Genomic DNA, 18068 nt, shown 5'->3' with positions numbered 1-18068 from the left:
GATGGCGCTGTTTCACTATCAGGCGCTGAACGCGCAGGGAAAACGCAGCCGCGGTGTTCAGGAGGCTGACTCGGCGCGTCAGGCCCGACAGCTGTTGCGAGAGAAAGGCCTGGTGGCGCTGACGCTGGAACCACAGCGCGACGGGGGCCATGCTCGCGACGCCGGGTTCATAACGTTATGGCGATCTCAACGCATCGGGGCCAGCGATATGGCCCTGTTGACGCGACAGCTGGCGACGCTGGTCGCCGCTGCGCTGCCGCTGGAAGAAGCGCTGGCCGCGGTGGCGGAGCAGAGCGAAAAAGCCGGCCTGCGTACGCTGATGGCGGCCGTGCGGGCCAAAGTCGTCGAAGGACATTCGCTGGCGGAGGCGCTTGGCAGCTTTCCCGGCAGCTTCGAACGGTTGTACTGCGCGATGGTCGCGGCGGGCGAAGCCTCCGGCCATCTGGATATCGTCCTCAATCGGCTGGCGGACTACACCGAGCAGCGCCAGCAGATGCGCAGTCGTATTCAACAGGCGATGATCTATCCCTGCGTCCTGACGCTGGTCGCCATCGCGGTGGTGTGCATCTTGCTCTCCGCCGTGGTGCCTAAAGTCGTGGACCAGTTCGTCCATATGAAACAGGCGCTGCCTTTTTCCACGCGGCTACTGATGGGGATCAGCGATGGGGTACGTCTCGGCGGACCGTGGATGCTGCTGCTGTTGGCGCTGGTGATGCTGGTTGGCCGCTGGCTGCTGCGGCAGGACAAATATCGGCTGTCTTTCCATCGATTTCTCCTGCGGCTGCCGGTAATCGGGCGCGTATTGCGCGGGCTCAATACCGCGCGCTATGCCCGCACGCTCAGCATCCTCAACGCCAGCGCCGTGCCGCTGTTACAGGCAATGCGCATCAGCGGCGACGTGCTGAGCAATGACGATGCCCGCCAACGGCTCATGCAGGCGACGGAAGCGGTGCGCGAAGGCGTCAGCCTGCATCAGGCCTTACAACAGACATCGCTGTTTCCCCCCATGATGCGGCACATGATCGCCAGCGGCGAACGCAGCGGCGATCTCGACGCCATGCTGGCGCGCGCGGCGGACAATCAGGATCGCGAATTCAGCGCTCAGGTCACGTTGGCGCTGGGCCTTTTTGAACCGCTACTGGTCGTCACGATGGCGGGGGTTGTGCTTTTCATCGTGCTGGCCATTCTCCAGCCGATTCTGCAATTGAACACTCTCATGAGTATGTAATTTCGAATAACGTCAAAGGAAACAACAAAATGGAACAACGTCAGCGGGGCTTTACCCTGTTAGAAATCATGGTGGTGATCGTTATTCTCGGCGTACTGGCCAGCCTGGTGGTGCCTAATCTGATGGGCAACAAAGAAAAGGCCGATCGACAGAAAGCCGTCAGCGATATCGTGGCGCTGGAGAGTGCGCTTGATATGTACAAACTGGACAACAGCCGCTATCCCACCACGGAGCAAGGCCTGTCAGCGCTGGTGAAAAAGCCGAACACGCAGCCAGAACCTCGCAACTACGCGCAGGATGGTTATATTCGTCGTCTGCCGCAAGACCCTTGGGGCGCGGACTATCAGCTTCTTAGCCCCGGTAACCACGGCCGCATCGACGTCTTCTCCTACGGTCCGGACGGTATGCCGGACAGTGAAGACGATATCGGCAACTGGAATATCGGCAACGGGGCGCATAGCGAGAATCCGTGATGCGTCAGCGCGGTTTCACTCTGCTGGAAATGATGCTGGTTGTGCTGTTGGCCGGCGTCTCGGCCACGCTGGTGATGATGGCGTTTCCGCAGCAAAAACCGAGGGATGCGCAGTGGCAGATGGCGCGCTTTCGGGCGCAGCTGGAGCGCGCGGTGGCCGACAGCCAGCAGAACGATCGCGTACTGGGGTTCTATATCGCGCCGCGCAGCTGGCAGCTGGCGGTGCTGGAGCCGACGGACGCCTCCGTGCCGGAAGCCTATCAGTGGCGCTCTGACTCTTCGCTCATCACGCTGCCTGCCGATATTCGGCTGGCTTTTACCGCGCAGTGGAAGGACGGCGAAGTTGATCCGGGCGTAACCTCAACACAGGCGACCCCAACCCTGCTGATCCTGCCGGGAGGCGAAATCACGCCATTCCGCCTCGAATTTCAGCAAAGCGAGAAGGACAGCGCCTGGCTGGAGGTCGACCCCAACGGGGCGATCCTCAGCGCGTCCCCAGAGGGCAACGCGCGATGAAGCAACGGGGCATGACGCTGCTGGAAGTGCTGGTCGCGCTAGTGGTGTTCGCACTGGCGGGACTCGCGATATTGAGGACCACCGCGCAGCAGGCCAGCACGTTAGGGCGGTTGGAAGAGAAAACCTTCGCCGTTTGGATCGCTGAAAATCAGCTGACGGCGCTGCGGCTGGAAAAACAGTGGCCGTCGACCTCATGGACCGACGGCAGCGTGATGTTCGCGGAATCGACGTGGTATTGGCGTTATCGGGGCATCGATAGCGGCAATGACAACGTACGCGCGGTGGAGGTTGAGGTGCGTCACGGCAGCCATGACGTCACGCCAGCGGCGATATTACGCAGCGATATACCGCAGGCGGGAGAGGACGACGGTGATGCGAATTAACGCCTCGCGCGGGTTCACGCTGCTGGAGATGATGCTGGCGCTGGTGGTCTTTGCCGCCCTGAGTCTCAGCGTTTCCTCTGTGCTAAATGGGGTAATGCGTCAGGACGAACTGTCGACGCGTAAAAGCGCCCGACTCGACGAGTTACAGCGCACTTTTACGCTGATGGAGCGCGATTTCACCCAAATCACGCCGCGACGCAGCGAAGCCGCCGAACCTGGGTTATTCGCCCAGCGTTATGGCATGGAAAGCGAAGACGGCGCCGCCAGCTTCGTGCGCAGCGGCTGGCTTAATCCACTCGGTATTCTGCCCCGTTCCGAGCTACAGCGAGTCGGGTATCGTCTGCGCCATGGCACGCTGGAGCGTCTGTTTTTCGACGCTCCACAGCCCTTACCGAAGCAGGAGATGGCGATCCGCCCGCTGCTGACACAGGTCAACGGTTTTACGCTGAGCTTCTTCTCCGAGGGCGGTTGGCAGGATCATTGGGACGATCCCGATCGGCTGCCGGAAGGAATTTCCGTCACGGTCAATCTGCGCGACTACGGGGATATCACACGCCTGTTCCTGCTGCCGCAGCAAGAAGATCCGGAGGCGAAAGAGAACGACCAGGAGCTGGAAGAGATCGGGAGTGGTCAGTCTGACGAGAGCGATTCCGACGAGGCTTCGTCCTCCTCCGGCGACAGCGCAGCGGAGGACAGCCAGTGAAACGACAACGGGGAATGGCGTTGTTGGTCGTGCTGCTGATGCTGGCGCTGATGGTTATTGTGGCGACTTCGGTGGCGGAGCATACCGGTACGGCGTATCAGCGCACCGATAGCCTGTTGACCCGAACGCAGGCTCGGTGGACCGCGCTGGGCGCGGAGGCGTTGATGGGCAGCGTGCTCCTGCGTGATGGGCAAGACTCGCCGAAAATCACCTTCATCGGGCAGCCGTGGTCGCGCGTCGACAGACAGATACTGGACGACGGTCGGGAAATGGTCGGCCAGATTTATGATGGCTCGACCTGCCTAAATTTAAATGCCTTGCAACCGCGCCCTAAAAACACCCTCGCGACAGGCCCGATTTCGACGGCTAAGGCTTCTGAAAAGACGCCTTATGCCGCGCAGGTCTTCAGGCAGTTAATGGTGGTTTTAGGCGAGAAAGGCGAGCGGGCCGATGCGGTCACCGCCGCCGTTCGCGACTGGCTGGACGAAGACCACGAGCCGCGAGCGAACGGGGCCGAAGACGACGCCTACTCGCGTTATCAGCCGGCGAATCAGCCGATGGCGGACGTGTCGGAGCTGCGGGCGATCAACGGGGTGGATTCGGACCTCTACCGCCGATTGTTGCCCTACGTGTGCGTACTGCCGGTGGATACGTTCTCGATCAATATCAACACATTGACGCAACAACAGGCGCCGCTGTTATCCGCCATGCTGATGGGCAAATTTAGCCCGGAGGAGGCCGCGCGCGTAGTGGCGCTGCGTCCGGCTAAAGGCTGGCAGAATGTCGATGCCTTTGTAGGGCTGCCGCAGTTGCCGGAATCCGGCAAAAGCAATATCCGGCAGGCGTTGGCGGTCAAAAGCGACTGGTTTTTCGGCGACGTCCGCATTCAGGGAGACGCGGGCGCGTTGTATCAGCGCAGTCTGTTTCATCGCCATAAGCGGCGCATCGATGTCATACAACGGCAGTACGGGGGATACAGGACGATGGACCGATGAGTAACATGACGCCAGCGGGCGAGATCCGAGACCTGACCCTGCGCCTCGGCGCAGAGGATAACCAACAGGTCGAGTGGTTGATCGCCTCCTCTTCGCCTTTTCACCTTTTGACGGAGGGCGTCGGGACGTGGGAAGAATTGCAGGCTGAACTGACGCGCTATCCGGCAAGTTCCGTTCGCGTCCTGACGCCCGCCACAGAGATGGCGTTTCACACCGTCACGCTGCCGCGCCGCACGCAGCGCCATTGGCGGCAGGCCATTCCATTTATGCTGGAAGAGCAATTGGCGTCGGATATCGAACAGCTGCATTTCGCGGTGGTCGCCCGGCAGGCAGATCGCTTCACGGTGGCGGTGATGCAAAAAACGCTGATGGCGCGCTGGGTGGCGCAGAGCCAGTCCATAGGCGTCCCTATCCACGTTATTCTGCCGGACGTATTGGCGTTGCCGTTGGCGGAAGAGGGCTGGAGCGCCGTGTTTCACCAACGGACGTGGCTGTTCAGAACGGCGGTTGGCGCGGGGATGGCGGCGGAAGAAGAGTGGTATCGCACGCTGCTGGAGAGCGCCGACGTTTGCCCCGCCATTCATAGCTACAGTCCCCTACCGACAGGCGTGCAAAACTGGCGGGCGTTGCCGGAGACATCGCTAATGACACTGGCGGCGAATGCCCCCGTCACGCCGGGCATGGATCTTCGTCAGGGCGATTTCGCCGTCGGCGAGCCGTGGCGTGAGGCCGTCGCCCCCTGGCGCGGCGTGATTGCCGCCGCCGCGCTCTACCTGTTGGCGCTGACGGGCAGCAGCCTGTGGGATCACTATCAGCTTTATCGGCAGGCTACTGTCTGGCAGGAAGAAAGCGTCCGGGTCTACCGGGCGCTATTCCCTGACGATGAACACGTCGTTAATCCGCGCGCGCAAATGCAGCAGCACCTCCGGGCCGCAGGAAGCGGCAACCCGGCGGCGTCGCTGGCGGCGCATGTGGGGCGTTTGCAACAGCTGGTGGCTCAGCATGATGGATTGCAATTGATGACGCTGGGTTACGATCGTCGGCGGGGCGAGCTGCGGTTGCAGCTACGCGCGGCCTCATTTGTCCAAATGGAACAGTTTCGTCAGCAGGCATCCGCCTACTACGACATCCCGCCGGGAGAAATGAAGCAACAGCAGGATCACACGGAAGGTCAATTGGTGCTAAGGAGCAAGCTATGAATTTGATGTTATTGCAGCAGCGCTGGCTGGGGATGCAGCCGCGAGAGCGCCTGTTATTGGGGATAGCCGCCGGACTGGTGTTGGTCTGGCTGATTTACAGTCTGCTTTGGCAGCCTTGGCATCAGCAGGGGCTGCGTTGGCGTCAGGCCGCCGAGCGTGAACGACAGGCGGTGACATGGATGCGCCAGCAGGAATCCAGACTGCCGCCGCCTGGCTCGCAGCCTCGCGAAGTCGAAGGGCGGGATATCAATCTGACGGAGCTGATCCCCCAGAGCGCCGCCCACAGCGGGATTACCATTCAGCGGCTGCAACCACAGGATGAACGCATCATGCTGACGCTGTCCCCCTGCGATTTCGCCACCCTGATGCGCTGGCTCGCGGAGTTGGAACAGAAAAACGGCGTTGTGACGCAGGAGCTGGAAGTGGCCGCGCAGACAGACCACTCGGGCATTGTCGCCATCAACAAGCTGTCGCTGGAGCGGTTGCCTTAACGCTCCCTTTCCCAGAAAAAAGGAATCATGCTCATGGAGTTGGCTGCGTTTGCCGGGACATTTCCGCTGGTATGGCTGGCGGCGCTGGTGCTGCTGGGTCTCATTGTCGGTAGTTTTTTGAATGTGGTGATCCATCGCTTGCCCCTCATGCTGGCGCGACGCTGGCGGCAAGAAGCCTGCCGAACTCTGGGCATGGACGAGCCGAGGTCTGGCGAGCGTTACGATCTCTGCTGGCCGCCGTCTTCCTGTCCGCGCTGTCGTCAGCGGCTGCGCGTCAGAGATAACATACCGCTGCTGAGCTGGCTGTGGCTGCGCGGACGTTCGCACTGCTGCGATCGGCCGATTTCCTGGCGTTATCCGCTGACGGAGCTGATGAGTGGTCTCCTGTTCCTGCTAGCGGGTCTGCTGTGGCCGCCCGGAGAAGCGCTGTTGGGCGGTCTGGTGCTTTTCAGCGTCCTGCTGACGTTAGCTCTGGTGGATATCCATACCCGCCTGTTGCCGGATGTGCTGACGCTGCCGCTATTGTGGGTGGGTCTGCTGTTCAATGTTGACGGGACGTTCGTGCCGCTCTCACAGGCGGTGGTAGGCGCGGTAGCGGGATATGTGTCTTTGTGGCTGATCTACTGGGCGTTTCGCTGGTTTTCCGGCAAAGAAGCGCTCGGTTACGGAGACTTCAAACTGCTGGCGGCGTTGGGGGCATGGCTGGGATGGGCCGTCTTGCCGAATCTGGTGTTGATCGCTTCGCTGGCGGGACTGATGCTGACGCTGTTATGGCGATTGATCCGTGGCGGTAGTTTACAGGCCCCACTGGCCTTCGGCCCTTGGCTGGCGCTGGCTGGTGCGATTGGTCTGGTTTTGAACGCGCTAGGATAAGGGGGACGTCGGCCCCAAAGTGGGGCGGGTCCTTATCAGGCCAAGGGACGATCCATCAGCCTATCGAGGGTGCTGCAAGGGAGGTGTTTTACCCGGTAGAGACAGTGGGATTCGATCACGTGGCCGAATCAGTTCACCATCATCATAAATGTTCCAATCCATAGAACCAAAATAAACGAAACCGCAATAAAGAAGTACTTCACTGATTATTCTCTCCAGCAACCACCGTGTCGCGATGATGATTGCATCGTTATGATGATTGTATCGCTATGATGCGCATGACTTATCCATTATGCAGAGAAACGGTCGCCTGATGAGTCAGGTCGAAACGCTCTCTGGTCGGAGATGACGGCACGGCTCTGGGGCCGCATTTTACCGGCGCCCAATCTACGCTGGGTATGGGGAGGAATTCAAGAGGTATCCCCGGCAGAATGCGGAAATCGAGTGCGATCGCACGGATCTTTGCCACTTGGTCATCGACGCGTTTATTCTGTGTGCGGGTCGACGAGATAACGGATATAGGAAAACCGATGCAAACTCCTTCTATTTTTTCGCAATTATGCGCACAGCTCGATCAAGGACAGGCGCGCTATCGGGTGGTCGAACACGCCAGCGCCGGGCGCTCGGAAGAGGTCGCCGCTCAGCGGGGGACGGCGTTGGGGCAGGGCGCTAAAGCGCTGGTATGCCACGTGAAGGGTAACGGTTTACGCCAGCATGTTCTGGCGGTACTGCCCGCCGATTGTCAGGCGGATTTGCAGCGACTGGCTCAGGGACTTGGCGGAACGCGCGCTTCGCTGGCCAGTCCGGCGGAAGTGGAGATATTGACGCGCTGCGTATTCGGCGCGATCCCGCCGTTCAGCTTCCATCCCGATCTGCTGCTGGTGGCCGATCCGCTCCTGTTTTCCCGTTTTGATGAACTGGCGTTCAACGCAGGATCTCTGGAACGTTCGCTGATACTGAACACGCAGGATTATCGGCGCATCGCCCAGCCGCGCGAGCTGGAATTTATCCGGTTATCGCCCTCGGCGTCGGGTGAAATGGCTGCACATTAGCCTCCGTCAGATCGCGCAATGCCCTGTGACGGAGCGCAAAATTTGATGCAGAGAACCCCGATACAAATGCAAATCACCGTGCTAGGCTGTTAACTTAAGCTATATTGTTATCAATTTGTAAAATGTGGAGCCTTCCTCGCGCGCCGGGCAACGACAGCGCGTCAATATGGGGGCGCAGGGCTTGCCCTGCGCCGATGTCGCTCCATTCAGGCAGTCAACGAACAGGGAGAAAGCAGTCTGATGCAGACGACAGAGTTGGACCTGCGGCTGGCGGAAATCGACCAGCGTATAAAGATGGTGCTGGTGCCGGGATTACGTGACAGTGGCGACGAACACTGGCAAAGCTATTGGCATCAGCGTTTTCCGTTTTGGCGCCGCGTCAGCCAGAAAGAGTGGTTTCCGGCCGACCTCGATCGCTGGGCGTTGGCGATCCGCCGCGAGCTGGCGGAGTGCGAGCAACCGGCGCTGCTGATCGGGCACAGTTTCGGCGCGTTGGCCTCGTGCTACGTGGTGCAGGAAGCCATGGAGGGGATTGCGGGCGTGATGTTGGTTGCGCCGGCGGAGCCAATGCGTTTTGAGATTGAAGAGCGTATTCGCGCCGAACGGCTTAACGTCCCCGCGCTGGCTTTCGCCACGCACAACGATCCGCTGATGACCTATGAGCGCGCCAAGCACTGGTCGGCAGCCTGGGGCTGCGAGCTGGTCGATGTGGGCGAGGGCGGCCATATCAATGCTGAATCCGGCTTCGGAACCTGGGAATACGGCCTGCAACGGCTGGCGGATTTTGCAGAGAGCCTCATTCCACTCGAAGCCTGAACTACGTCCCCAACACCGCCGTAGAGAGCCGTGCGATGCAGCACAGCTTATCCTGCGGCGTAAAGACCTCGATTTGCCAGACCTGATTTTTCCGCCCCAGATGCAGCGGCTGGCAAACGCCGCGCACCTCGCCCTGACTGACCGGACGCAGGTGGCTGGCGTTAATCTCTACCCCGACCACGCATTCCCCTTGCTGACTGCACAGATAGCCCGCCATCGATCCCAACGACTCCGCCAGCGCGACCGAGGCACCGCCATGCAGCAGTCCGAACGGTTGACGCGTACGATCGTCCACGGGCATCGTGGCCTCGAGATCGTGTTCTCCCAACCGGGTGAAAACCATGCCCAGGTGCGCCAGCAGGTTCCGTTCCGTCATCTGATTGAGCTGCGCCAGCGTGACGTCTCGCGTCCAGATCATGAGGTTGCTTCCTTCCTGTTGCAGAGGACGACCGCCGCTATCGCGACGACCGTCCTCGGGGACTTAGGCGCCAAGCGTCGCGCCGCCGTCGATGACGATATCCTGCAGCGTGATGTGGCCCGCTTTCGACGAAGCCATAAATAGCACAGCGTCGGCGATCTCTTCAGGCCGGGCGATCTTACCCAGCGGTATCCCAAGCTTGTACTGTTCCGGGAATCCCTCGATGGTGCGCTGTTCGGCATTCGGCGCGTGCCACAGACTGCGCTGCATTGGGGTATCCGTCGAGCCGGGGGAAATCAGGTTGCAACGCACGCCGTAGGGCGCCAGTTCCAGCCCGACCGTCAGGCACAGGCTGCGCAGGGCCGCTTTTGACGCGCAATAGGCCGCCATACCGACGCGCGGCACGTGCGCGGCGTTGGAGCCGATGGACACAATGGCTCCGGAGCGCTGGCGCTGGAACTGCGGCAGCGTGGCCTGAAACAGATTGAAAGCGCCGCCCGCATTGACGCCGATGCAGTCAAGCCAGTCTTGCTGGCTGAGCGTTTCCGTCGCGCCCATGCGCAGGATACCCGCGCCGTTCACCAATACATCCAGCTGCGGCGTATGCGCCAGCAGTTCGCCGCAGCTGTCGGCGACGGCGGCGGCATCGCTGATGTCCAATGTGCGCCGCAGGAACGGCGCGTCGGCCTCATCGAATGCGACGTCGAAACCCGTGACGTCAGCGCCCGCCTGTGCGAAACGGCAGGCAGTGACATAGCCGATGCCGCGCCCGGCGCCGGTCACCCAAACCTGCTTACCGCGAAATTCCGCCTCCAGACTCATGCTTCCTCCCGCTGCGGTTCGGTCAGCAGGCGTAGCCAGTGCGCAATGGTGGGGTTTTTGACCAGCGCGACAAAGTCCAGATCGTAGCCCGCCTGACGCCAGCGCGCGACCAGCGACATAATGCGTACGGAATCCAACCCATAATCCAGCAGGTTCTCATCGTCTTCCAAATCGTCACTGTCTTCATCCAGCAGCGGCAGCAGCTCCGCGCGCAGCTGTTCCCGGCTGTATCCGGTGGCCGTCGCGATCTCGGTCAGCAGCTGGCTGACGGTGGCGACGCGTCCACTGCGTCCGGCGGCGTAGCGCAGCGCCATCATGTGCTCTTCCTGCGAAAAGTCGGCCAGCGCATCGGCCGCCATGAACGGCTGGATGTCGCGCATGAACGCATCGGTGGCGGTCGTGAGGCAGCCGATGTGGGCATAGACGCCGCAGATGATCAGCTGGTCGCGGCCCGCTTTCTTCATCTGCTGTTCCAGATCGGAACGCACAAACGCGCTATAGCGCCATTTCACCAACACCGTATCGCCGGTTTCCGGCGTTAGCTCAGGGATGATTTTTTGTTGTTCAGGATGCTGGTTGATGCCCGGTCCCCACATGTCGTTGAGCAGCGCGCGATCGCTGTCGCTCTGCTGTTGGGGCTGAGCTGTGTAAAACACCGGGATGCCTTGCTGGCGACAGACCTGCTTCAGCCGCGCGATGTTTTGTACCACTCGGGCGGTCAGAGGGCTGTCTTCGCCCCAAAAGTTCAGAAAATACTGCTGCATATCGTGGATCAGCAGCGCCGCCCGCTGAGGATCCAGCGTCCAGCTGACCTTGTTGGCGGGCAGTTGCTCGGCGGTGGGGAGCGGATAGGCGTTCAGTTTGGGGATACTCATGAATCATTCTCCTGCTGAGAAGGGGCGAAGCGCTGCTGCGCCATCTGGCGCAGACGTTTTTTATCCACTTTTCCGACCGGGGTTTCCGGGAGGGAGGACAGCGTTGCCACCCGGTCGGGCAATTTGTAATCGGCAATGCCCTGTTCGCGCAGATGGCGGCGAAGCTCGACGGGCTTGATCGTCTGACGGGTCACGACGAAAGCGCAGCTTTTTTCGCCCATCAGCTCATCCGGCACGGCGACGAGCGCGGCGTTGATGACCTTGGGATGACGCAGCAGCAGGTTTTCGATCTCCTCGGCGGCGATTTTTTCTCCGCCGCGGTTGATCAGGTCATTCTCCCGGCCGACGACCTGCAGATAGCCGTCGGCGTGCTGGATAATGCGATCGCCTGAGCAATAGAAACCCTGTGCGTCGAAGGCCTGACGATTTTGCTCGGGGCTGCGGTAATAACCGCGAAAGGTATAGGGGCCGCGCGTCATCAGTTTTCCCGCCTGACCGGGCGGTAGCGGATTGCCGTCGGCGTCGGCGACCCAGACCTCGTCGTCGGGGCTGATGGGACATCCCTGCGTGGCGTAGCGGCGCGCGTCGTCATCGTCCAGTCGCGTGTAGTTCACCAGTCCCTCGGCCATGCCGAACACCTGCTGCAACGGGCAGCCCAATTCTGCCGGGATACGCCGCGCCAGCGACTCGCTCAGTCTCGCGCCGCCGACCTGCAAGAGTTGCAGGCTGCTCAGCGCGTTGCGTTCCCCGGGCGCGGAGGCGGCCTCAAGCCATAGGATCACGGCGGGCGGTACCAGCGCGGCGACGGTGGCCTGATGTCGATGGATCAATGGAAAGCAACCGCTGGCGCTGGGATCGGCGGCGAGGATGACGCAGCCGCCTGCGTAGAATGCGCCCAGCGCCCCCGGCGAGCTGAGCGAATAGTTATGCGCTGCCGGCAGCGCACACAGGTAGCGGGTTGCGGCGGTGAAGCCGCAGATGTCCACGCTGGCGCGCACGCTGTAGTAATAGTCGTTATGGGTGCGGGGGATCAGTTTCGGCGTACCGGTGCTGCCGCCCGAAAGCTGGAAGAAGGCGACCTGATCCGGCGGCGTTGGCGTCGGCGCGGGGATGTCGATGTCATGATTCATCAGCGCGGACAGGCCGTTATCGCCCTCATCGCCCAGCAAGATGACCTGTTGCAGCGAGGGGCAGCGCTCACGCAGTTGTCCCACGAAACGGTCATCGGAGAAGAGGGGATGACGCCGATCCGCAATCAACAGCTTCGGCTCAATCTGGTCGGCATAGGAGTTAAGTTCGCTGCGTTGGTGGCTGGGCAGCGCGTTGACGGGGACGATCCCGGCGCGCAGCAGCGCGAAATAGACGATGTAAAATTCGGCGATGTTTCCCAGTTGCACCAGCGCGGTATTGCCGCAGCGCATGCCGCGTTGACGCAAGGCGGCCGAAAGCCGGGACGCCAGCCGGTCCAGCTGGCGATAGCTGAACTGGCGTTCACCGCAGATCACGGCGACGGCGTCGCTGTCTTTGTGGCGGGTCAGAATGTCGTCCAGCGGCGCATCGGTCCAGTAACCACAGGCTCGGTAGCGTTGTTCGAGCGCCGGCGGCCAGCGGTTGAATTCGATGATCATGCGGCGCACTCCCTGTCTTGCTGTAGCCCGAAAGCGCGCAGCATGGTGCTGAGTTTGACGCCGGTTTCCAGCCACTCGGACTGCGGTTGAGAGTCCGGCACAATGCCTGCGCCTGCAAACAGCCGCACCCGATTGTCCTGCACTTCGCCGCAGCGGATGGTCACCGCCCATTCGCCGTTGCCCTGTGCGTCGCACCAGCCGACGATGCCGCCGAAACGCTGGCGATCGAACGGTTCCAACTGGTTGATGCGGTCCAGCGCCGGTTGGAACGGCGTTCCGCACAGCGCGGGGGTGGGGTGCAACAGACAGGCCATCGACAGCGCGTTTTCTCGCGGGTCGATCACCTCTGCCTGCAAGTGGGTGGCCAGATGCCAGAGTACCGGCGTGCTGATGAGCGTCGGCTCTGGGGGCAGCGTCAACGAGCGGCAACGCGGCAGCAGCGTGCGCTGCATCTCTTCAATCACCAACTGATGTTCATAGCGGTCTTTGACGGAATTTTGCAGCGCCTGCTGTAGCCGGTGATCTTCGCCTGCGTCGGTGCTGCGGCGGCTGGAGCCTGCCAGCGGCTGTGAGGCGATCGTCATTCCCTGTTTACGTAGCAGCAGCTCTGGGCTGGCCCCCACCAGACAGCCCTGCGCCAGCGGCAGGTGGAAGTTGTAGCTCCACGGATTTTGCTGATTCAACTGCAATAGCAGCGAGAGCGTATCCAGCGGCTGCTCGGTTTCGATATCCAGCAGGCGCGAAAGCACGATCTTATTCAGTTCGCCACGTTTTGTGGCATCGATACCGGCGCTGACCATCCGCATGAACGTCTCCCGCTCCGGAATTTGTTGCTGACGGAGAATACGGGGAAAGGCGTCCGCCATTGGGCGTTCCAGCAACGTCTCACGCTTAATCCAGCGGTACGACGTGGGAATTTGCAGGTTGACCGGCTGGCGTTTGTCGAAGGGGATCGCGCCGACCAGCAGCGGATTGTCGAGACCGTCGCTCTGCGCCTGCTCAAACAGCTGGCGTACCTGATGCTGGAAAGCGCCCTTCAGGTCGTCGCCGTCATCGGCCGGGTGGGTTAACGTGGCGTAACAGCCGCGGGCATGCAGGCTGGCGGCTGGCGACAGGAATAGCATGTCGTCTCGGCGTAGGTCGCCGATATCCGACGCGCAAGACTTGGCAGATAGCGTAGACACTGTCCGTTCCTTATGGTTGATTCACAAAAACGAAAGCACGCCCGGGGCGTCTTTCGTCGGGATTATGCTGTGGTAATCCCATGTCCATTTTTTCGACTCCTTTCGCCGGGACGCGTTTTTCGCCGTATCGACTGCGCGGCGCATGCGGAAGCCAGTGCGAACTGGCTGCGCCAATAACGTCCCTCGCGATGGGTTTTCAAAGCAATAAAGCAAAAATGGGCGGACGCGTGATGCCGTCCGCCAGCGTGCTATCGGCGATGGTGCATGGCCATCGTCGTTACCAGCTGTAACTCACCGTGGCGACGATGCTGCGTCCCGAGCCGTAGAAGCAGGCGGACGTATTGCTGCATGACGCGACGAAGTGTTTGTCAGCCAGATTGTTGACATTAAGCTGCACGGCCGCGCCTTTCAGGCTGGCGGCGGCTTCGCCCAGTTCGTAACGCGCCATGGCATCGAACAGGGTGTAGTGAGGCACTTTGAAGCTTTCGGCGTTGTCGCCATAGCTGGTGCCGACGTAGCGTACGCCGGTGCCCAGCGTCAGACCTTTCAGCGCGTTATCCAGGAAGCGGTAAGTTCCCCAGGCGGACGCGGTGTGGCGTGGAATCGACGCGGGCGACTTGCCTACCTGCGACGCGGTATTGCTCTCGCGGGTTTCCGCATCGGTAAAGGTGTACGCGCCCATCAGGCTGATTTCCGGGGTCAGTTGGGTATGCGCTTCCGCTTCCACCCCCTTCGATTTCACCTTGCCGATCTGCTCGTTGTACCCGGTGATGCTGTTGTAGGAGGTGATGTTCTTCTGAGTGATGTCGAACAGCGACAGCGTCAGTAACGTATTGCCGCCGGGCATCTGATATTTCACCCCGACTTCGGACTGCTCGCCGGTGGTCGGCTTGAACGGATCGCTACCCGGCGCGCCGCTGCTCAGGTTCGGCTCGAAGGAGGTGCTGTAGCTGATGTAAGGGGAAATACCGTTATCGAAGGCATAGAGCAGCGCCGCGCGGCCGGTGAACTTGTTGTCGTTCTGCTGAGTGGTGGTGGACTCGGCGCGGTCCGTCGTGCGCACTTCGCTCCAGTCGTTACGCCCGGACAGCAGCAGATTCCAGCGCTCCCACTCCATCTGGTCTTGCAGATAGACCCCCACCTGATCGAGCTTTTTCACCGTACTGGTCATCAGACTCAGTTCGCTGTCGCTGACCAGCCACGAACCGCCGTAGGCCGGGTTAGCCCAGTCGAAATCGTATTGATCGCCGCCGTTGCGCCAGTAGTTGTAATCCTGTTTCTGCCACTTGTAGTCCAGACCGCCGATCAGGGTATGCGCGACGTCGCCGGTCGCAAATTTGGCCTTCAGCTGGTTATCCAGTCCCAGTTCGTCGGTATTGGTGTACTCCTTCTGCTGACGGCGGGAGATCGTGGTATCCGTCGTCGTTCCGCCGACGGTGTACACCAGATACTTGTACTTCTCTTTCAGTTTGGAGTAGCGGAAGTTCTGCTGGAACGAGATCGTGTCGTTGAACGAGTGGTCGAAGATATAACCGAGCGACCCCAGTTCGCGTTTCGATTCGTGATAATGAGGATCGCTGACGTTCAGGTCGTAAGGGATATAGCCGGACACTGTTTCGAACGCCGTGCCGTAGGCAGGCAGGAAGTTACGGAAGCCTGCTTCCGGATCGTTCTGATAGGCCGTCAGCAGCGTAAAGCTGGTATCGGGATTCGGCAGCCAGGTGAGGGCTGGCGCGACGGCGATGCGCTCCTGCTTGGAGTCTTTAACGAATTCGTGCTGGGTGCTGCCGATGCCGTTCAGGCGGTAAAGCAATGTCTTGTCGTCGTTCAGCGCGCCGCCGAAGTCGAACGCCGCTTCGCCCAGATGCTGATTGCCCGCGCTGAACTGAATCTTGCGGATCTCTTCCGCCGTCGGACGTTTGCTGGTCATGCTGATCAGGCCGCCGGGATTCACCTGTCCATACAGCACGGACGCCGGGCCGTGCACCAGCTCGACGCGTTCAAGCAGCCACGGATCGAGTTTGCCGAGCGAGGAACCCTGACCGCTCAGACCGAAGCTCAGGCCATCCAGGAATTTCGGCGCGTAGCGAAATCCGCGGGCGATCACTTCGTCGTTACGGTTAGAGGAGCCGCGGTAGTTGGTGACGACGCCGCTGGTGTAGTTCAGCGCGTCAGCCACGGAGCCCACGGCCTGCTGGTCCATCTGGTCGCGGGTCACGACGGAAATCGTCTGCGGCGTTTTGACCAACGGCGTCTCCGTCTTGGTGCCGGATGCGCTGGCCTTGGCGACGATGCCGCGCAGCGGCGCCGTGACGCTTTCTCCCGGCGTTGCCGTCACGACAATGGTGTCGTTTTTATCGGCCGAGGAGGGCGTTTCCACCGCCTGCGTCAATGGAGGGAGCAAGAGCGTCGAAGCCAGCACCAGAGGGGCTCTGCGGCTGTTAGTACAAAGAGTAATAAGCTGTGCTAATGGTTTTATTTTGGTTTTAAACATGATTTATCCCTTTGAAAATCCTGTCGCAAAACATCTGAAAGAAGAATTCCGTAAGCATTGCGTCAACGACCCACCGTAATGGTTAACCATGACTCCGGCGGGAAGTTGATAAACCTCTTGTTTTTAGTGGTCTTAGCTCACATTAATCCCTGTCTTAACGTAAGTTCGGCACACATGTTATTGCAACTGTAAATGATTCTCAATATTATTCGTTTTTATGTCTATTTCTGTGATGTAATCCGCAGACGGTAAGATTTAAGTAATTAATCTTAAGTAATTGTTCGTGGGCGAAACCTGGAGGTTTTATGTTTGATCCACTGCCGTCCGGCTATGCGGCAACACTCTTGGCGGCGCCGGATACGGGGACGGAAGCCTGGTGGCGACGGGTCGCTCATCTCGGTACGCCACTGGTGGAAAGTGCAGGAGTGGAGCAGGTGAGGGCGACGTTTCTGTGGCGCGATCCCGCAGGGTCGGAGGCGCGGTCTGCGACCCTGCGAGTCTATGCGGATATCAACGGCGTCACCGACCACCACAGCTGCTCGCCGCAAAGCCTACGGCGTCTGGCCGGAACCGATGTCTGGCATTGGTCTGTTTTGGTGGAGAAGGCGTGGCGCGGCAGCTACTGCCTGCTGCCTATCTCTGCCGCCGATCTGCCGCCCACCTTTAGTGAGGACGAACAGGTTCGACGCCAGCAGCAGCGCGAGTGGTGGTGTTCGCTCGCGGTCCATGCCATCGCCGATCCGCTGAATGCGCATGCTCCCCACCAGACCTGGGGCGGCCAGCCGGAGTCGTCCGCTCATATGCCGGGTGCGCCCTCGCAGGCGGCGTGGCGGCGCGTTGACCGGGGGCAGGGGGCGGTGCCGGACGCGCGGCGGCTGCATACCTTCACGTGGCGCAGCGACAGGCTGGGCAACGCCCGATGCATCTGGCTTTACACCACGGGAGGCGGCGACGCGCCGGAGCAGCGTCCGCTGGCGATTGTGCTCGACGGCCAGCGCTGGGCGGAGCAATTTCCGCTCTTTTCCGCGCTGGACGAAGAAACCCAAGGCGGCGGGTTGCCGCCTGCCGTCTGGCTGTTGATCGACGCGATCGACCCGGCAACACGCGGCGACGAACTGCCCTGCAACGCCGAATTTTGGGCAGCGGTGCAGGAGGAACTGCTGCCGTTAGCCGCCCGGCACACGCCCTTCAGCCATGACCGCGAGCGCACGCTGGTGGCGGGTCAGAGCTACGGCGGACTGGCTGCGCTGTATGCCGGCCTGTTTATCCCGCAGCGTTTTGGTCGGGTGCTGACGCAATCCGGCTCTTTCTGGTGGCCCGACCTGTCCTTTATCACGAAAGGCGAACCTTGCGCCCATCAGGGGGGCTGGCTGGGCGAGCAGGTCCGCCAACAGGGGCGCACAGACCGTCCGCTGAAGGTATTTCAGGAAGCGGGCAGCCGCGAAGCGGACATTGAATTCGTCAATCAGCAGATGCATCAGGTACTGACCGAGGCAGGGCACCGGGTTCAGTTCCGGGTGTACGCAGGCGGCCACGATGCGCTGTGCTGGCGCGGCGGCTTGATTGACGGCTGCCGCTGGCTGATGGCGGAGATGACTGAGGGGGCATGCATGCCCCAACCACATGGAAAAAGGGAATAAGTATGAGTCAGGAACAACCCAACCCGTTTGATGATGACAGCCTCGTGTTTCTGGTGCTGATCAACGCGCAGGCGCAGTACAGCCTCTGGCCCTCGTTTGCCGCCGTCCCCGCCGGATGGGACACCGTATACGGACCGGGCGACCGCTCGGCCTGCCTGAACTGGATTGAAACTCAGTGGCAGGATATGCGTCCCGCTAGCCTGCGGCAGGCTGACTGCTAACCACACCGCGCATCGGCGTCGTCGCGGCGCCTCACTCTGTTTTCTCCATGCCAACGCA

General features: G+C 60.9%; 21 protein-coding genes. 14 read left to right on the top strand and 7 right to left on the bottom strand.

Translation table 11 applies throughout. The features are described from left to right. Position 1 precedes the first annotated feature (1 nt). Genes gspF through CKQ53_RS17240 form a run of 9 tightly spaced genes read left to right on the top strand, consistent with a single transcriptional unit; the run spans position 2 to position 6860 of the window. Positions 2-1228 (top strand): type II secretion system inner membrane protein GspF, encoded by a 1227-nt coding sequence (gene gspF, locus CKQ53_RS17280; protein WP_094117374.1) that lies wholly within the window; start codon positions 2-4, stop codon positions 1226-1228. Positions 1229-1257: 29 nt separating this feature from the next. Then, positions 1258-1701: a type II secretion system major pseudopilin GspG gene (gene gspG, locus CKQ53_RS17275; RefSeq protein WP_094117375.1), complete on the top strand. Its 444-nt coding sequence runs from the start codon at positions 1258-1260 to the stop codon at positions 1699-1701. Beyond that, the gene (gspH, locus tag CKQ53_RS17270) at positions 1701-2216 is read left to right on the top strand and encodes a type II secretion system minor pseudopilin GspH (protein ID WP_094117376.1); all 516 of its coding nucleotides are present in this window, start codon (positions 1701-1703) and stop codon (positions 2214-2216) included. The genes gspG and gspH overlap by 1 nt, the downstream gene beginning before the upstream one ends. Beyond that, positions 2213-2599 carry a type II secretion system minor pseudopilin GspI gene (gene gspI / locus CKQ53_RS17265; RefSeq protein WP_094117377.1) on the top strand — a complete coding sequence of 129 codons (387 nt, stop codon included), beginning with the start codon at positions 2213-2215 and terminating at the stop codon, positions 2597-2599. Before gspH ends, gspI begins: the two co-directional genes overlap by 4 nt. Continuing rightward, entirely contained in the window at positions 2589-3302 is a 714-nt protein-coding gene (gene gspJ / locus CKQ53_RS17260; RefSeq protein ID WP_094117378.1) for a type II secretion system minor pseudopilin GspJ, read from the top strand. Before gspI ends, gspJ begins: the two co-directional genes overlap by 11 nt. Before the next feature lie 14 nt (positions 3303-3316). Continuing rightward, positions 3317-4297 carry a type II secretion system minor pseudopilin GspK gene (gspK, locus tag CKQ53_RS17255; protein ID WP_118895228.1) on the top strand — a complete coding sequence of 327 codons (981 nt, stop codon included), beginning with the start codon at positions 3317-3319 and terminating at the stop codon, positions 4295-4297. Beyond that, positions 4294-5496 (top strand): type II secretion system protein GspL, encoded by a 1203-nt coding sequence (gspL, locus tag CKQ53_RS17250; protein ID WP_118895226.1) that lies wholly within the window; start codon positions 4294-4296, stop codon positions 5494-5496. The genes gspK and gspL overlap by 4 nt, the downstream gene beginning before the upstream one ends. Beyond that, positions 5493-5987: a type II secretion system protein GspM gene (gene gspM, locus CKQ53_RS17245; RefSeq protein ID WP_100053488.1), complete on the top strand. Its 495-nt coding sequence runs from the start codon at positions 5493-5495 to the stop codon at positions 5985-5987. Before gspL ends, gspM begins: the two co-directional genes overlap by 4 nt. Before the next feature lie 33 nt (positions 5988-6020). Then, entirely contained in the window at positions 6021-6860 is an 840-nt protein-coding gene (locus CKQ53_RS17240; RefSeq protein WP_094117379.1) for a prepilin peptidase, read from the top strand. Between the two features lie 128 nt (positions 6861-6988). Here the strand turns inward: CKQ53_RS17240 and ypdK are convergent, their stop codons facing one another. Next, a complete protein-coding gene (ypdK, locus tag CKQ53_RS19055; RefSeq protein ID WP_118895324.1) occupies positions 6989-7063 on the bottom strand; it encodes a membrane protein YpdK in 75 nt (24 codons plus the stop codon). A gap of 327 nt (positions 7064-7390) precedes the next feature. On the opposite strand from ypdK, the gene CKQ53_RS17230 reads away from it, so the two are divergent. Both CKQ53_RS17230 and CKQ53_RS17225 read left to right on the top strand, forming a co-directional pair. Beyond that, on the top strand, positions 7391-7912 hold the full coding sequence (locus CKQ53_RS17230) for a YbaK/prolyl-tRNA synthetase associated domain-containing protein (protein ID WP_094117380.1): 522 nt from the start codon (positions 7391-7393) through the stop codon (positions 7910-7912). Positions 7913-8152: 240 nt separating this feature from the next. Beyond that, on the top strand, positions 8153-8728 hold the full coding sequence (locus CKQ53_RS17225) for an RBBP9/YdeN family alpha/beta hydrolase (RefSeq protein WP_085652199.1): 576 nt from the start codon (positions 8153-8155) through the stop codon (positions 8726-8728). 1 nt (position 8729) lies between these two features. Here CKQ53_RS17225 and CKQ53_RS17220 read toward each other — a convergent pair whose 3' ends face one another. The 5 genes from CKQ53_RS17220 to CKQ53_RS17200 all read right to left on the bottom strand — a co-directional run bounded on the left by CKQ53_RS17220 (position 8730) and on the right by CKQ53_RS17200 (position 13655). Beyond that, complete coding sequence (locus tag CKQ53_RS17220) at positions 8730-9146, bottom strand: hotdog fold thioesterase (protein ID WP_085652200.1); 417 nt, start codon at positions 9144-9146, stop codon at positions 8730-8732. A gap of 63 nt (positions 9147-9209) precedes the next feature. Then, positions 9210-9968 carry a 2,3-dihydro-2,3-dihydroxybenzoate dehydrogenase gene (dhbA, locus tag CKQ53_RS17215; RefSeq protein WP_085652201.1) on the bottom strand — a complete coding sequence of 253 codons (759 nt, stop codon included), beginning with the start codon at positions 9966-9968 and terminating at the stop codon, positions 9210-9212. Then, the gene (locus CKQ53_RS17210; RefSeq protein WP_094117381.1) at positions 9965-10843 is read right to left on the bottom strand and encodes an isochorismatase; all 879 of its coding nucleotides are present in this window, start codon (positions 10841-10843) and stop codon (positions 9965-9967) included. The genes dhbA and CKQ53_RS17210 overlap by 4 nt, the downstream gene beginning before the upstream one ends. After that, positions 10840-12471, bottom strand: coding sequence for a (2,3-dihydroxybenzoyl)adenylate synthase (locus tag CKQ53_RS17205; RefSeq protein WP_118895224.1), 1632 nt, complete (start codon positions 12469-12471; stop codon positions 10840-10842). The genes CKQ53_RS17210 and CKQ53_RS17205 overlap by 4 nt, the downstream gene beginning before the upstream one ends. Next, positions 12468-13655 (bottom strand): isochorismate synthase, encoded by a 1188-nt coding sequence (locus CKQ53_RS17200; RefSeq protein ID WP_094117382.1) that lies wholly within the window; start codon positions 13653-13655, stop codon positions 12468-12470. Before CKQ53_RS17200 ends, CKQ53_RS17205 begins: the two co-directional genes overlap by 4 nt. 80 nt (positions 13656-13735) lie before the next feature. Between CKQ53_RS17200 and CKQ53_RS17195 the strand changes: the two genes are divergently transcribed. Beyond that, positions 13736-13945, top strand: coding sequence for a hypothetical protein (locus CKQ53_RS17195; protein ID WP_085652205.1), 210 nt, complete (start codon positions 13736-13738; stop codon positions 13943-13945). On the opposite strand, the gene CKQ53_RS17190 is transcribed toward CKQ53_RS17195, so the two are convergent. Further along, entirely contained in the window at positions 13933-16149 is a 2217-nt protein-coding gene (locus tag CKQ53_RS17190; protein ID WP_118895222.1) for a TonB-dependent siderophore receptor, read from the bottom strand. The two genes, CKQ53_RS17195 and CKQ53_RS17190, sit on opposite strands and share 13 nt — an antisense overlap. 305 nt (positions 16150-16454) lie before the next feature. On the opposite strand from CKQ53_RS17190, the gene fes reads away from it, so the two are divergent. Both fes and CKQ53_RS17180 read left to right on the top strand, forming a co-directional pair. Continuing rightward, a complete protein-coding gene (gene fes / locus CKQ53_RS17185; RefSeq protein WP_094117383.1) occupies positions 16455-17789 on the top strand; it encodes an enterochelin esterase in 1335 nt (444 codons plus the stop codon). 2 nt (positions 17790-17791) lie between these two features. Continuing rightward, complete coding sequence (locus CKQ53_RS17180) at positions 17792-18010, top strand: MbtH family protein (RefSeq protein WP_085652208.1); 219 nt, start codon at positions 17792-17794, stop codon at positions 18008-18010. Positions 18011-18068 lie beyond the last annotated feature (58 nt).

The sequence above is a fragment of the Lonsdalea britannica genome, assembly GCF_003515985.1.
Taxonomy (GTDB): domain Bacteria; phylum Pseudomonadota; class Gammaproteobacteria; order Enterobacterales; family Enterobacteriaceae; genus Lonsdalea; species Lonsdalea britannica.
This window is presented reverse-complemented; position numbering and strand designations above follow the sequence as displayed.

What these genes read in the sequence shown, in the direction of transcription:
- gspF (WP_094117374.1), top strand. Translation starts at nt 2, where the DNA reads ATGGCGCTGTTTCACTATCAGGCGCTGAACGCGCAGGGAAAACGCAGC.
- gspG (WP_094117375.1), top strand. Translation starts at nt 1,258, where the DNA reads ATGGAACAACGTCAGCGGGGCTTTACCCTGTTAGAAATCATGGTGGTG.
- gspH (WP_094117376.1), top strand. Translation starts at nt 1,701, where the DNA reads ATGCGTCAGCGCGGTTTCACTCTGCTGGAAATGATGCTGGTTGTGCTG.
- gspI (WP_094117377.1), top strand. Translation starts at nt 2,213, where the DNA reads ATGAAGCAACGGGGCATGACGCTGCTGGAAGTGCTGGTCGCGCTAGTG.
- gspJ (WP_094117378.1), top strand. Translation starts at nt 2,589, where the DNA reads ATGCGAATTAACGCCTCGCGCGGGTTCACGCTGCTGGAGATGATGCTG.
- gspK (WP_118895228.1), top strand. Translation starts at nt 3,317, where the DNA reads ATGGCGTTGTTGGTCGTGCTGCTGATGCTGGCGCTGATGGTTATTGTG.
- gspL (WP_118895226.1), top strand. Translation starts at nt 4,294, where the DNA reads ATGAGTAACATGACGCCAGCGGGCGAGATCCGAGACCTGACCCTGCGC.
- gspM (WP_100053488.1), top strand. Translation starts at nt 5,493, where the DNA reads ATGAATTTGATGTTATTGCAGCAGCGCTGGCTGGGGATGCAGCCGCGA.
- CKQ53_RS17240 (WP_094117379.1), top strand. Translation starts at nt 6,021, where the DNA reads ATGGAGTTGGCTGCGTTTGCCGGGACATTTCCGCTGGTATGGCTGGCG.
- CKQ53_RS17230 (WP_094117380.1), top strand. Translation starts at nt 7,391, where the DNA reads ATGCAAACTCCTTCTATTTTTTCGCAATTATGCGCACAGCTCGATCAA.
- CKQ53_RS17225 (WP_085652199.1), top strand. Translation starts at nt 8,153, where the DNA reads ATGCAGACGACAGAGTTGGACCTGCGGCTGGCGGAAATCGACCAGCGT.
- CKQ53_RS17220 (WP_085652200.1), bottom strand. Translation starts at nt 9,146, where the DNA reads ATGATCTGGACGCGAGACGTCACGCTGGCGCAGCTCAATCAGATGACG.
- dhbA (WP_085652201.1), bottom strand. Translation starts at nt 9,968, where the DNA reads ATGAGTCTGGAGGCGGAATTTCGCGGTAAGCAGGTTTGGGTGACCGGC.
- CKQ53_RS17210 (WP_094117381.1), bottom strand. Translation starts at nt 10,843, where the DNA reads ATGAGTATCCCCAAACTGAACGCCTATCCGCTCCCCACCGCCGAGCAA.
- CKQ53_RS17205 (WP_118895224.1), bottom strand. Translation starts at nt 12,471, where the DNA reads ATGATCATCGAATTCAACCGCTGGCCGCCGGCGCTCGAACAACGCTAC.
- CKQ53_RS17195 (WP_085652205.1), top strand. Translation starts at nt 13,736, where the DNA reads ATGTCCATTTTTTCGACTCCTTTCGCCGGGACGCGTTTTTCGCCGTAT.
- CKQ53_RS17190 (WP_118895222.1), bottom strand. Translation starts at nt 16,149, where the DNA reads ATGTTTAAAACCAAAATAAAACCATTAGCACAGCTTATTACTCTTTGT.
- fes (WP_094117383.1), top strand. Translation starts at nt 16,455, where the DNA reads ATGTTTGATCCACTGCCGTCCGGCTATGCGGCAACACTCTTGGCGGCG.
- CKQ53_RS17180 (WP_085652208.1), top strand. Translation starts at nt 17,792, where the DNA reads ATGAGTCAGGAACAACCCAACCCGTTTGATGATGACAGCCTCGTGTTT.